Raw genomic sequence first — 13,785 nt, 5'->3', positions numbered from 1 at the left:
ATATGTTTTTTTTATATCAAGTAATTTTTTCAATAATTATATTGATATCTCCAATTTTTATTATTTTAAGAATATTCAAAAATAAAGAGGATAAAAAAAGGTTTGTTGAAAAGTTCTCAATACCATCTGAGAAGAGACGAAATGGATTACTAATTTGGTTTCATGCATGTAGTGTAGGAGAAATACTAAGTATAGTTCCATTAATAAAAAATTATGAAAAAAATAATGCTGTTAATCAAATATTGGTTACCACTAGCACACTTAGTTCATCAAAAGTTTTAAAAAAGTTTAAATTTAAAAAAACTATTCATCAATTTTATCCAATTGATCATTTTATTTTTGTAAATTCTTTTTTAAATTATTGGAAACCAAATATTGCTATATTTGTGGAGTCAGAAATTTGGCCATGCATGTTTCAAAAACTTAAGATCAAAGATATACCCTTGATATTACTTAATGCACGAATAACCAAAAAAACATTCAATAGATGGCTAAAATTTAAGAATTTTACCAAATCAATTTTGGAAAATATCAAAATAGCCTACCCTCAAAATAAAGAGACAAAATTATACCTAAAAAAACTAGGCCTTAAAAATTATTCTGAAATAGGAAATATGAAATTTGCTGAATATGATGATGCTAAGCAAAATCTTGATAGAAGATTAAATGTTGAGCTAAAAAATAAAAAATTCTGGATTGCTTCAAGCACACATAATTCTGAAGAAATATTTTGTGCAAAAACTCACATGATACTAAAGAGTAAATATAATAATTTAATTACAATTATTATTCCTAGGCATATACATCGAGTAAAAGAAATAGCATCTGAATTGGAAAGACTAAAACTTAAGGTGAATTTACATAGTTTAAAACCAAAAAACTTAAAAAATACTGATATTTATATTGTTGATACATTTGGAGAGACAAAAAAGTTTCATAAACTAGGTGGATCTGTATTTTTGGGAGGTTCAATAATTGATAGAGGTGGGCAAAATCCTCTGGAGGCTGCAAGATATGGGGCAAAAATATTACACGGACCATTTATAAGAAATTTTACTGATATTTATAAATTGCTAAAATCTAACAAAATTTCTAAAAAAATTAACAATACTTCACAACTTTCTAAAGAAATAACTTTTAATAAAAATAATCAATCAGGATTTAAAATTAAAAATATTGGGGAAAAAATTTTAAAAAAAACTATAAAAGTATTAGACAAACATATTTTTAATGAACTTAAAAAAACCTGACTTTTGGAATAAAAAAAATCTATTAGCATATATTTTTTTACCTTTAACTTTAATCACACATACAATTAATTTTTTTAAAAAATTTTCAAACAAAAAACAATTTGTAATTAAAACAATTTGTGTGGGTAATATTTATATTGGTGGAACTGGAAAAACATCATTATCAATTTTAATAAATGAAATTTTAAAGAAAAAATATAAAACTGTGTTTATAAAGAAAAATTATATTAGCCAGAAAGATGAAATAAATTTATTAAAAAAAAATGGCATCGTTATCTCTAAAAATAACAGGATTAATGCATTAATGCATGCAGAAAAAAAAGAATATGATTTTGCGATACTTGATGATGGATTGCAGCAAAAAAATATTGCATATGATTTAAAAATTGCATGCTTTAACTCCTCTGAGTTTATTGGAAATGGTTTTGTTTTGCCAGCTGGACCTTTAAGAGAAAGTATAAAAGAAATAAAAAATTATGATATGATTTTTCTAAATGGGTCAAGTAAATCTACAAGAAAAATCTTTCAAAAAATAAAGAACTTCAATAAAAATATAGAAGTACTAGAGGGAGAGTATGTTCCACAAAATATACATTCTTTAGATAAAAAAAAGAATTATTTAATGTTTTGTGGAATTGGCAATCCAAAAGAGTTTGAAAGTACATTGTTAAAACATAAATTTAAATTACAAAAAAAGTTTATTTATGCTGATCATCATAATTTTAGTGATGAGGATATAAATTTTATAAAAAAAATAGCAAAAAAGAATAAGTTTGAAATTATTACAACTGAAAAAGATTATTTAAGACTTAATTTAAAGCAAAAAAAAGATATAAAATTTTTGAAAATAAATTTAAAGGTAAATAAAATAAATAAATTAGAAAAAAAATTACTTAATATTAAATGAAGAGTTTTTACCATCTAACACAATTTGTGTTTATTATCTTTTTGTTTGGTGTATTTAAATTAATTGGATTTAAAAATTCATCTAATATTGGTTTTTTTTTGGGCAAAACATTAGGACCAATATTTAGGTCAAAGTCGTTAATAATTAAAAATTTAGAGAAAGCGAGCATCAAAGGAGATTTTGAAAAAATTGCTTCAAATGTTTTAGGTAATTATGGTAGAATTTTTGCTGAGTATGTTCATTTAAAAAATTTCAAAAACGACAAATTATCAAAATATATATCAATAGAAGGAAAAGAATATTTAGACCGAATCAAAAGAAATAAAAAAAAAGTAATTTTTATTTCAGGACATTTTAATAACTTCGAATTAATGGCAATGCAGATTGAAAAAGAGGGCATTAATTGTGCGGCTATTTATAGACCTTTAAATAATCCATACCTAAATAAAGTTATGGAAAAAATTAGAAAGAGAGACATTTGTAAAAAACAAATTAAAAAGGGTCGTACAGGAACAAGAGAATTAGTTAAGTTGATAAAAGAAGGTGCCTCAATTGCTCTCATGGTAGATCAAAGAGTAAGAGAGGGGGAAAAAGTCACATTTTTCAATCATTTAGCAACATCAACAACGATACCAGCTCAATTCATAAAAAAATATGAATGTGATTTAGTGCCCATTTATATAGAGAGACAAAATAAATTTTATTTTAAAATGTATGTATCTAAACCAATTAAAATCAGCAAAAATAAATCTTCTTTTGAAATAACTAAATTTATAAATCAGATTTTGGAAAAAATGATTTTAAAAAATATTGATCAATGGATTTGGACACACGATAGATGGAAAAATTAGAGATTAAGATTTATTTTGCTCTCTTTTAATAGTTGCCTCAACATAAGAAAAATATGGCTCCTGTTCATCAACATTCCAATAATTTAAATTTTCTAATAAAATTTTTTTTCCAGAAATTGCACAAATAACATGGTCTCCGTGTTCAATTATACTAAAGTTATTAGGTAAATATTTTAATTTAGCTAATTTATTTTTCATTAATAAGATATATAAATATTTATATGAAAATTGCAATTATAGGCAGTGGAGGAAGAGAGCATGCTATTACTTATTCAATTTCAAAATCAAAAAAAATAAAAAAAATATATTGTATTCCAGGGAATGCAGGAACAGAGGAAATTGCTGAAAATATAAATCTTGATATAAATAATTTTGAAAATATTCGTGATTTTTTAATAGAAAATAAAATTGAACTTGTAGTGGTTGGACCTGAAGATCCGTTGGTAAACGGAATAGTTGATTACTTGGAAAATTTTAATATTAAAGTTTTTGGTCCAAGCAAAAAAGCTTCACAACTAGAAGGATCAAAAATATTTACTAAAAACCTTTGTAAAAAATACAAAATACCTACAGCAAATTTTGGTGTTTTTACTAATTCACAAGAATCAATTGATTTTATAAAAAATGCTAAACACCCTATTGTAATTAAAGCGGATAATTTAGCTGCTGGGAAAGGTGTATATATTTGTGAAGATATTCAACAATCTTTTAAAGCAGTAGAAGAAATTTTTAATGGAAAATTTGGGGATGCAAAAAATTTACTGATAGAAGAATTTCTTAGAGGAGAAGAAATGAGTTATTTTGTAATCAGTGATGGTAGTACAATAAAAAATTTTGGAACAGCACAAGACCATAAAAGAGTAAATGAAGGTGACAAAGGTAAAAATACAGGTGGGATGGGTGCTTATTATCCATCAAGATTAATTAACAGTGACCTAGAAAAAAAAATAATAGACAAAATAATTAAACCAACTTTAAAAGGCCTCTCTGCTGACAACATTAAATATAAAGGTTTTCTTTATGCGGGCTTAATGATAGTTGATAATGAACCTTATTTAATAGAATACAACGTAAGAATGGGAGATCCAGAATGCCAAACAATCCTCCCAGTTTTAAAAACAGATCTAATTGAAATTATTGAAGCAATTATAAACGAAAAGCTAAATGATTGTATCCTCCAATGGCATGATTCTAAAAGTCTATGTGTTGTGCTATGCTCTAATGGTTATCCAGATAAATATAAAAAAAATGTTGAAATTCAAAATTTCAATTCTGTGGTTTTGGATGAAAAAGATTTTTTATTTCATGCAGGAACTAGAAAAAAAGATAAGAAAATTTTAGCAATTGGAGGGAGAGTTTTAAACTTTGTCTCAATATCAAGCAATTTTAATGATGCCAGAGAAAAAATTCATAAAAATCTTGAGAAGTTAAATTGGAAAGCTGGTTTTTATAGAAAAGATATAGCTTATAAAGTTATTAATAAATGAGAATAATCTCTGGTAATTTTAAAGGTAAAAAAATTTTAGAACCTAAAGATATTTACACCAGGCCTCTAAAAGATTTAACAAAAGAATCTATATTTAATATAATAAATCATTCAAACAAATTTAAAATTAAAATTGAAGGATCTGTAATATTAGATTTATTTTCAGGTGTTGGTTCTTTTGGAATAGAATGTTTGTCAAGAAACGTTGAAAAAGTTTATTTTATTGAAAATTATAAAAATGTTTTACCTATACTAAAAAAAAACTTATCTAATTTAAAATCAATAAACAATTTTGAAATAATTGAAAAAAATATTTACAGCGAAGATATATTTAAAAATTTTAATAAAACTTTTGATATAATTTTCCTTGATCCGCCATATAAAGATAAAAACATAGAAAAAACTTTGTTAAAGATTAAAGCCTCAAATATTTTAAAAAATAATGGAGTTTTAATATTACATAGACATAAAAAAGAAAAAGAGAATTTTTCAGATAAAATTAAAATAATTGAAGAGAAAATATACGGGATATCAAAAATATTTTTTTTTACTTTTTAAATTAAATTTTTTTTTGTCTCTGTTTTAATTAACTCTACAGCAGGTTGGTCAAACGGATCAACCTTCAAAGATCTTCCTAATAAAATAGTTTCTAAAATAAAAAAACAGAAAAGTTCACCCAACGTATTTTCATTTCTTTCCGTTATTTCAAAAGATCTAAATGGTAGATTTTTTTTCTCAAAAACTGTCTCAGTAGCTTTTTTTTGTGCATACATAATTTCTGAAATTTTTTTATTTTTTAAAAAATTATATGATTTGAGAATATTTTTATTATTTATTTTTTCAGAGCTTTTTTCCCTGAATATAAAAAAAGTATAAAAGTTATTTTTAAATCCATCTAAATATAATTGCATTACACTATGATTGTCTTTTGGCATATTAGAAACTATCGGCAATAAACCTTTGTTATTTTTTCCCAAACTTTCTGAGATCAATTGCTGATACCATTTAAATAAATTCTCAGATCTTTCGTCATAATTAAGAATCACAGAATTAAATTTTCTTTTTTTTATAAAATAGATTGTGCTAGCAACATTATTAATTAAATTATTAATAAACTTCTTGTTTTTTATAAGTGAGTTGAATTGTCTGAAATTTTTAGATTTAAGTCCCATCAATTCAGCTGGTAGCATTCCAACTTCAGAGAGAACAGAATATCTTCCTCCTATAAAATTATTGTGCTCAATAACATCTGCTTTTAGCTGTTTAGCCAACAGATGTAGGTAATTTTTTTTATTTTCAGTAATAAAATAATTTGCATCTTTTTTTTTTATTAAAATATTCGCATTCACTATGGTCTCAATAGTGTTGCCAGATTTTGAAATTATTAAATTAGTATATTTTTTTTTATTAAAATTTTTTTTTGACTGCAAATTATCTATGAATTCAAAATTATTTTTAACTAAATTTCCAAAAAATTGATAAATAGCTTGTGAACCAAGAGTAGATCCACCCATACCTAATAATCTATAATTTTTTTTTTTCTTTATTTTGCTTAAAAAACTTTTGTCAAATTTATCTTTATAATTTTTAGATAAAGATTGAATTATTGGACTATTTTTATTTATTAAATCTATTAAGTGTTTTTTAATATTTTTATTTTTTACTTTTTTTTTAAAGTTAATAAAATTTATACCTGAGGTTAACATTAATTTTTTTTAATTTTTTCTAATAATGATTCCTCAAGTTTTTTATCTTTATCATCTATTTCATTATCATTTAAAGTTTCATCTTCTTGAAGTAATAAAGATTTAATTGAATTTTTTTCCTCTTTAATCTCTTGCTGATTTATTTTTGGTTCTGGTAACTCGTTATAGTTTGGTGGCATTACTAATGGAGTTTTTTTTTCAACTAAAAATTCATCTGAGTTATTTTTTTTTTGATTAGAAAAGCCCTCTTTAACCGTCCCACAAGACAACAAAAATAAAAACAAATTTGAAAGAATAAAAATTTTAAGATGTTTCATTAATTTTATTTTTTACTGTTAATTCAATTACTATCATAAAAAATATACCAAAGGTTATAAAAATATCTGCAACATTAAAAATAAACCAATGAAAATTTCCCACATGAAAATCTATAAAATCTGGTACAGCTTTGTAAATTATTCTATCAAAAAAATTTCCCAAAGCGCCGCCAAGTACTAATAATAGTGCATATTTTCTTAATGGATCACTTTTTCTTATCATAAAAATTATAAAGACAATCACTAAAAATATTAAAAAAGTTAGACCATTGTATAAATAATCTTCATTAAATGAAAATAGTCCAAAAGCTATTCCTTCATTCCAAATTAGATGAATGTTCAAAAATTTTGATGAGTATATTTCAGAATTAAAATTAAGTTTATCCTTATGAATTACAAATAGTTTTGATATTCTGTCTAAAAAAAAAATAATTAAAATTAAAATAGTTTCAAAATAATAATTTTTAAATATTTTATTTAAAGACATTAAGAATTTTGAGGACAATTAGATCTAGCACATCCTTTTTCATTTATTTTCCAACACATCGAGCATTTCGCTCCTTTCGCTTTTTCTGTAAGAACATTTGCGTCAATGTTATTTTCATAATTAACTTCAGCTTTAGAAGTTATACAAAGCTCCGAAAAATCAACATCTTTTGTGATACTTTCTAAATTTTGATCTAAATGAATTTTAATCTCAGCTTCTAAACTTGATCCTATCACTTTGGCTGCTCTTTTTTCCTCTATACTTACATTACATAAATTTCTAATTTTAATTAACTCAATCCATTTCTGATTTAATTTTTCATTATGAAAACTTTTTGGGAAAGTTAAAAAGTTTTCTAAATGAATACTTTTTTGGTTTTTAAACAATAATTGATAAATTTCTTCAGTTGTGAAAGACAAAATTGGAGCAAACCATTTAAGTAAAGAGTTTAAAATTATATTCAACAACAATATAGTTGATTTTCGTTTAGGGTCATCTAAAGAGTCACAGTATAAAGTATCTTTTCTTATATCAAAATAAAAAGCTGACAAATCTACAGTGCAAAAATTTAATAATTCTTTATACAAATTGTGAAAATCATAATTCTGAAAATATTTTTTGAAACTATTATTTAAAGAATACAATTTATGTAGCATGTACTGCTCTAAATCAGGTAAATTATTTAAATCTACTTTTTCAAGATCAATTATTTCAAAATTATCATTAAGATTTCCTAATAAATATCTAAATGTATTTCTAATCTTCCTATAAGAATCTGCGTGTTGATCTAAAATTGAATAATCTATTCTTAAATCCTCTGAATAATTTGATGATGCTACCCAAATTCTTAAAATATCTGCTCCGTATTTTTTTAAAATATCTTCTGGAGCAATCACATTTCCTAATGATTTAGACATTTTTAAACCTTTTCCATCTACAACGAAACCGTGAGATAAAATTGAGTCAAACGGAGCTCTACCTCTTGTTCCGCATGATTCTAATAATGATGAATGAAACCACCCTCTATGTTGATCTGAACCCTCTAAATACATTGAAGCTGGCCATTTGAGATCATTTCTTTTCTCTAATACAAATGAATGAGTTGAGCCACTATCAAACCAAACTTCTACGATATCACTTAATTTATCATAATCTTGGGCTTTGTACTTATTGCCTAAAAATCTTTGCGGATCGTCTGAAAACCAACAATCAGATCCCTCTTTTTCATAAATTGATGCAATATTTTCATTAACTTCATCATCAACTAAAATTTCTTTAGTTTCTTTATTAACAAAAATAGGTAGAGGCACACCCCATACCCTTTGTCTAGAAACACACCAATCAGGTCTAGTTTCGATCATAGATTTTAATCTTTCTTTTCCCTTGCTTGGATAAAATGTTGTATCATCTATAGCTTTTAAAGCTTTGTCTCTTAGTTTGTGACTTTCCATAGAAATAAACCACTGAGGTGTTGCTCTATGAACCAATGGTGCTTTTGATCTCCAAGAATGAGGATAAGAATGGACTAATTCACCATTTGATAATAAATTTTTTTGCTCTTTGAGTTTTTCAATTACTATTGGATTAGCTTTAAAAATATGAATACCTTCAAATAAATTTACATTATTTGTATATTTACCGTCACCATCAACTGTCTCTATTGCTTTAATTCCATTATTCAAACATAAATTAAAATCATCAGGCCCATGACTTGGCGCACAATGAACTATTCCTGTCCCCTGCTCTGTCGTCACAAATCTTGCTTCTAACATTGGGATTTCAGTTTCATAACCTAAATTTAAAAAGGGATGATTACAAATAGTATCTTTAAACTCTTTTCCCTTAAACTTTTTAATCTCTTTATAATTTTTAATTCCACATTCTTTTATGACTGACTCAAGTAAAGCTTGTGCAACAACTATTTTTCTGTTTTGAAAATCTCCTTCATCATTAACTTGCAATAAAACATAATCTAATGACTCATTATAAGCTAATGCTTTATTAGCAGGAATTGTCCATGGTGTAGTTGTCCAAATTATAATTTCACTTTTTTCTAATTCTTTAATTTTAGATGACCTAACTGAAAACGATGTATATATAGTATCTGACTTATGGTCTTGGTATTCTACTTCTGCATCAGCAAGAGCAGTTTTTTCAACAGTTGACCATAAAACTGGTTTATATCCTCTGTATAAACTTCCTTCTTTAAGAAATTTTCCAAGTTCTCTTACTATTTGAGCCTCTGCATCAAAACTCATTGTAGAATAATAATTTTCCCAATCACCGACTACACCCAATCTTTTGAATTGACCTTTGTGAACTTCAATCCATTTTTCAGCAAAAGATCTACACTCTTTTCTAAACTCAACTATTGGGACATCATTTTTATTTTTTTTATTTTTTTTATATTGCTCTTCTATTTTCCATTCTATCGGTAAACCATGACAATCCCATCCAGGTACATAAATTGAGTCTTTTCCATCCATTTGATGAAATTTTACAATTATGTCTTTTAAAATTTTATTTAATGCTGTCCCCATATGAATATTACCGTTTGCATATGGTGGGCCATCATGTAAGACAAATTTTTCTTTACCTTTGCTTGAATTTCTTAATTCATCATAAAGGTTTATTTTTTGCCAATAATTTAGAATTTCTGGTTCTCTAGTTGGTAGGTTAGCCTTCATTGAGAAAGCTGTTTTAGGTAGATTTATATCAGATTTGCTCATTTAGTTTTTTTGCAATATTTAAATCAGACTTAATTTGTTTTCTGAGTTGATCAACATTCTTAAATTTTTTTTCTTTTCTAATAAACTTTAAAAACTGCACTGATAAAAGCTTATTATATAGATTTCCAGAAAAATTAAACAAATGAACCTCAAGTAAGATTTTTTTTTGATTAAATGTGGGTCTGTAGCCAAGATTTGCTATACCACTCAATTTTTTTTGATTTTTTTTTCTTAATACTCTTACCGCATAAACTCCTGGCTGTGCTAAGACATAATCCTTAATATCTATGTTACATGTTGGAAAACCAATTTTTTTTCCAACTTGCCTTCCCTTTTGAACTATTCCATCAATGGTCCACTCTCTTCCTAAAAATTTATTAGCTCTATTTAAATCACCTTTTTCTAGAAAGTTTCTTATTATTGTTGAAGATACTATTTTTTTACTTTTTAAAAGTGGCTTTGGTTTAATAACTTTGTAATTATAATTTTTTTCATTTTGCATAAGTAATTTAACATCACCTTCTCTTTTATTTCCAAATCTAAAATTATTACTTACAAATATAAACTTACAATTGAGTTTTTTATATAAAATTTCTTTTATAAATTTAATTGATTTTATTTTAGAAAAATTTTTATCAAATTTTTTTGTAATTATAAAATCTACTTTTAATTCTTTAAGTAATTCTAATTTTTGATTTACCGACGAAATTTTAAAATTCTTCAATGAATTGTTAAAATACATCTTGGGCATTGGATCAAAATTAATCACACCAATTTTTGAATTATATTTTTTTTTATAAGATAGAGCTAATTTAAATAATTTCTGATGTCCTAAATGAAGACCGTCAAAATTTCCAATTAATATAATTGAATTTTTATGGTGATTATTAATATTGAAATTTTTATATAACTTTACCATTTTAATTCTGTTTGAGTAAAATTAACGATAGCTTCATACTCTTTTGATACTTCAGTAACTCCTCTGTTCTGTATTTCTTCTTTATGAATTCCATTACAAACCAACAAGGAATGATAATTTAATAAGTTAGCGCCCTTTATATCTGTATTTAAATTATCACCAATTGCCAAAACTTTCTTACCAATATTGTCTATAGACTGATTATAAACCTCAGCATGAGGTTTGCCAAAATAAATTACTTCTCCGCCCATTTTTTCAAAAACCATAGCAACTGAACCTGCACACAATTCTCTAATATTTCCTCGATCAACAATTAAATCAGGGTTGGTACAAATCATTTTTTTTGTTGTGTGATTTTCAAGTAAGTTTTTGTAATAACTTAAATCATCCTCATGGTCATCGAACAAACCTGTGCAAAGTAAATATTCACTTTCATTTAGTTCGGTTGATTTATTATTTTTAAATTCATTGAATAAATCAAAATCTCTAGGGGGACCTATATGAAAAAAATTCTTAGATTTGAAAGATGTTTTTAAAAAATTTAAAGCTACTTCGCCCGAGGTATAAACATGTTTTGTCAAATCTTCGCTCATGCCCATTTTTTCTAAAAATTTATTTACTGTAGTATTCGGTCTTGGAGCATTGGTTAATAGAACAAAACTTTTATTTTTTTTCTTAAGTTCATTTAAAGTCGCTATTGCTGAGTTATGTAATTTGACACCATTATGAATGACCCCCCACAAATCTATGTAAAAAAGGTCATAATTATCAGCAATTGACTGAAGGCCATCTAAGTCTAAATTTTTGGTCATTATTTTACCTATAAACCATAATATTTAGATTTTCCTAGCATAATTACTGTGAAAAGATTCTCTTATCTTGAAATAGGCTATGAAATATCTATATGAGGCTCATATTTATATAGAATTATAAAGGAGATTTATGAAGTTTAAACCGTTACATGACAGAGTATTAATCGAAGTTTTAGACAGTAGTGAAAAAACTGCTGGTGGAATAATTATCCCAGATACAGCTCAAGAAAAACCTCAAGAAGGAAAAGTTGTTGCTGTTGGTGGTGGAGCTAAAACAGAAGATGGAAAAACAATTCCAATGGATGTTAAAGTTGGAGATAAAGTTTTATTCGGCAAGTGGTCAGGAACTGAAGTCAAAATAGATGGCAAAGAATATAGCATAATGAAAGAGTCTGACATTATGGGTATTTCAAGTAAGTAATTTAATTTAAAGGAGAAAACAAAATGGCAAAAGTTGTTAAATTTGATGCTGAAGCAAGAGCAGCTATGATTAGAGGAGTAAATATCTTAGCTGATACTGTTAAAGTAACTTTGGGTCCTAAAGGAAGAAACGTAGTAATGGATAAATCTTATGGTGCACCTAGAATTACTAAAGATGGTGTTTCTGTTGCTAAAGAAATTGATCTTGAAGATAAGTTTGAAAACATGGGCGCGCAGATGGTTAAAGAAGTTGCTAGCAAAACAAATGATGAAGCTGGTGATGGTACAACAACTGCAACTATTCTTGCACAAGCAATTGTTAGAGAAGGTGTAAAATACGTAACTGCTGGTATGAATCCTATGGATGTTAAGAGAGGAATTGATGCAGCGGTTGAAGTTGTAAAAGAAAACTTAGTAGCATCAGCTAAAAAAGTGAAAGACAGTGATGAAATTGCACAAGTTGGAACTATTTCTGCAAATGGTGATAAAGAAATCGGAACTATGATTGCAAAAGCAATGCAAAAAGTTGGAAACGAAGGTGTTATCACAGTTGAAGAAAATAAAGGAATTGAAACTGAACTAGACGTTGTTGAAGGTATGCAATTCGACAGAGGTTATTTATCACCATACTTTATTACTAACAGTGATAAAATGACTACTGAGTTAGATAATCCTTTCATTCTTTTACATGAAAAAAAATTAACTAATCTACAACCAATGGTTCCTCTTTTAGAAGCTGTTGTTCAAGCAGGTAGACCATTAATGATTATTTCTGAAGATGTTGAAGGGGAAGCTTTAGCAACTTTAGTGGTAAACAAGTTAAGAGGTGGTCTAAAAGTAGTTGCGGTAAAAGCACCTGGTTTTGGTGATAGAAGAAAAGCAATGCTTGAAGATATAGCTATCTTAACTGGAGGTCAGGTTATTTCTGAAGATTTAGGAATTAAACTTGAGAATGTTAAACTTGATGACCTAGGTTCATGTAAGAAAGTTAAAGTAGATAAAGATAACAGTACCATTGTTAATGGAAGTGGTAAAAAATCTGATATCGAAGGAAGATGTGCTTCAATTAAACAACAAATTGACGAAACAACTTCTGACTATGACAGAGAGAAACTTCAAGAAAGACTTGCAAAACTAGCTGGCGGAGTTGCTGTAATCAAAGTTGGTGGTGCAACTGAAGTTGAAGTTAAAGAAAGAAAAGATAGAGTTGAAGATGCTTTGAACGCAACAAGAGCCGCAGTTGAAGAAGGTATTGTAACTGGCGGTGGTTGTGCATTACTTTACGCTGCTCAAGACCTTAATAAGGTTAAAGCAAAAGGTGACGATCAAAAAGCTGGCGTAGAGCTTGTTAGAAAAGCACTTGAAGCTCCAATCAGACAAATTACTAAAAATGCTGGTGTAGATGGTTCGGTAGTTGTTGGTAAATTGTTAGAGCAAAACAAAAAAACACACGGGTACGATGCACAAAGCGAAGAATATTGTGATATGTTCGCTAAAGGTATTATAGATCCTGTTAAAGTTGTAAGAACTGCTCTACAAGATGCTGCTTCAATATCTGGATTATTAGTAACTACAGAAGCGATGATTGCTGACAAACCTGAGGAAAAAGATGCTGCTGGTGGTGGAATGCCTGGTGGTATGCCTGGTGGTATGGGCGGCATGGGTGGAATGGGTGGAATGGGAATGTAATCCCACTACTCTAAAACTAAAATTTAAAAGGCCATCACATGATGGCCTTTTTTTTATGCAAAATTAAATTATGTCAAAAAGATACAGCGGAAAGTCGTTTAAAGATTCGAGTGTAAAAAAGAAACCCAAATTAAGTTTTAAAGAAAAAAGGAAACTTAAAAAAGATAAACAAAAAAAGCCTAATTAATCACAAGTTATTTAAATTAATCAAG

General features: G+C 26.9%; 14 protein-coding genes. 7 read left to right on the top strand and 7 right to left on the bottom strand.

Going from position 1 to position 13,785, the window contains the following annotated elements:
• The first annotated feature begins 2 nt into the window (after positions 1 to 2).
• Genes ACTTBE_RS06705 through ACTTBE_RS06695 form a run of 3 tightly spaced genes read left to right on the top strand, consistent with a single transcriptional unit; the run spans position 3 to position 3,008 of the window.
• A complete protein-coding gene (locus tag ACTTBE_RS06705) occupies positions 3 to 1,250 on the top strand; it encodes a 3-deoxy-D-manno-octulosonic acid transferase (RefSeq protein ID WP_440677683.1) in 1,248 nt (415 codons plus the stop codon).
• A complete protein-coding gene (gene lpxK, locus ACTTBE_RS06700; RefSeq protein WP_440677682.1) occupies positions 1,231 to 2,157 on the top strand; it encodes a tetraacyldisaccharide 4'-kinase in 927 nt (308 codons plus the stop codon). Before ACTTBE_RS06705 ends, lpxK begins: the two co-directional genes overlap by 20 nt.
• Complete coding sequence (locus ACTTBE_RS06695) at positions 2,154 to 3,008, top strand: lysophospholipid acyltransferase family protein (protein ID WP_440677681.1); 855 nt, start codon at positions 2,154 to 2,156, stop codon at positions 3,006 to 3,008. The genes lpxK and ACTTBE_RS06695 overlap by 4 nt, the downstream gene beginning before the upstream one ends.
• Before the next feature lie 3 nt (positions 3,009 to 3,011).
• Here ACTTBE_RS06695 and ACTTBE_RS06690 read toward each other — a convergent pair whose 3' ends face one another.
• A complete protein-coding gene (locus ACTTBE_RS06690; protein ID WP_440677680.1) occupies positions 3,012 to 3,206 on the bottom strand; it encodes a DUF2093 domain-containing protein in 195 nt (64 codons plus the stop codon).
• A gap of 23 nt (positions 3,207 to 3,229) precedes the next feature.
• Between ACTTBE_RS06690 and purD the strand changes: the two genes are divergently transcribed.
• Together purD and rsmD are read left to right on the top strand one after the other, a co-directional pair.
• Entirely contained in the window at positions 3,230 to 4,495 is a 1,266-nt protein-coding gene (gene purD, locus ACTTBE_RS06685) for a phosphoribosylamine--glycine ligase (protein WP_440677679.1), read from the top strand.
• Positions 4,492 to 5,052: a 16S rRNA (guanine(966)-N(2))-methyltransferase RsmD gene (gene rsmD, locus ACTTBE_RS06680; protein WP_440677678.1), complete on the top strand. Its 561-nt coding sequence runs from the start codon at positions 4,492 to 4,494 to the stop codon at positions 5,050 to 5,052. Before purD ends, rsmD begins: the two co-directional genes overlap by 4 nt.
• Here rsmD and ACTTBE_RS06675 read toward each other — a convergent pair.
• From ACTTBE_RS06675 to ACTTBE_RS06650, 6 genes are read right to left on the bottom strand one after another with little or no spacing between them, the layout of a single operon-like run.
• Entirely contained in the window at positions 5,049 to 6,200 is a 1,152-nt protein-coding gene (locus ACTTBE_RS06675; protein ID WP_440677677.1) for a glucose-6-phosphate isomerase, read from the bottom strand. The two genes, rsmD and ACTTBE_RS06675, sit on opposite strands and share 4 nt — an antisense overlap.
• Positions 6,200 to 6,517 (bottom strand): DUF3035 domain-containing protein, encoded by a 318-nt coding sequence (locus tag ACTTBE_RS06670; RefSeq protein ID WP_440677676.1) that lies wholly within the window; start codon positions 6,515 to 6,517, stop codon positions 6,200 to 6,202. Before ACTTBE_RS06670 ends, ACTTBE_RS06675 begins: the two co-directional genes overlap by 1 nt.
• Positions 6,504 to 7,004, bottom strand: coding sequence for a signal peptidase II (gene lspA / locus ACTTBE_RS06665; RefSeq protein ID WP_440677675.1), 501 nt, complete (start codon positions 7,002 to 7,004; stop codon positions 6,504 to 6,506). Before lspA ends, ACTTBE_RS06670 begins: the two co-directional genes overlap by 14 nt.
• Positions 7,004 to 9,733: an isoleucine--tRNA ligase gene (gene ileS / locus ACTTBE_RS06660; protein ID WP_440677674.1), complete on the bottom strand. Its 2,730-nt coding sequence runs from the start codon at positions 9,731 to 9,733 to the stop codon at positions 7,004 to 7,006. The genes lspA and ileS overlap by 1 nt, the downstream gene beginning before the upstream one ends.
• The gene (locus ACTTBE_RS06655) at positions 9,720 to 10,652 is read right to left on the bottom strand and encodes a bifunctional riboflavin kinase/FAD synthetase (protein ID WP_440677673.1); all 933 of its coding nucleotides are present in this window, start codon (positions 10,650 to 10,652) and stop codon (positions 9,720 to 9,722) included. Before ACTTBE_RS06655 ends, ileS begins: the two co-directional genes overlap by 14 nt.
• Positions 10,646 to 11,464 (bottom strand): TIGR01459 family HAD-type hydrolase, encoded by an 819-nt coding sequence (locus tag ACTTBE_RS06650; protein WP_440677672.1) that lies wholly within the window; start codon positions 11,462 to 11,464, stop codon positions 10,646 to 10,648. The genes ACTTBE_RS06655 and ACTTBE_RS06650 overlap by 7 nt, the downstream gene beginning before the upstream one ends.
• 130 nt (positions 11,465 to 11,594) lie before the next feature.
• Between ACTTBE_RS06650 and groES the strand changes: the two genes are divergently transcribed.
• Both groES and groL read left to right on the top strand, forming a co-directional pair.
• Entirely contained in the window at positions 11,595 to 11,885 is a 291-nt protein-coding gene (groES, locus tag ACTTBE_RS06645) for a co-chaperone GroES (protein WP_075506443.1), read from the top strand.
• A gap of 23 nt (positions 11,886 to 11,908) precedes the next feature.
• Positions 11,909 to 13,573 (top strand): chaperonin GroEL, encoded by a 1,665-nt coding sequence (gene groL / locus ACTTBE_RS06640; RefSeq protein WP_075506444.1) that lies wholly within the window; start codon positions 11,909 to 11,911, stop codon positions 13,571 to 13,573.
• Positions 13,574 to 13,785 lie beyond the last annotated feature (212 nt).

Source organism: Candidatus Pelagibacter sp. HIMB1587 (assembly GCF_052047775.1).
GTDB lineage: Bacteria > Pseudomonadota > Alphaproteobacteria > Pelagibacterales > Pelagibacteraceae > Pelagibacter.
This window is presented reverse-complemented; position numbering and strand designations above follow the sequence as displayed.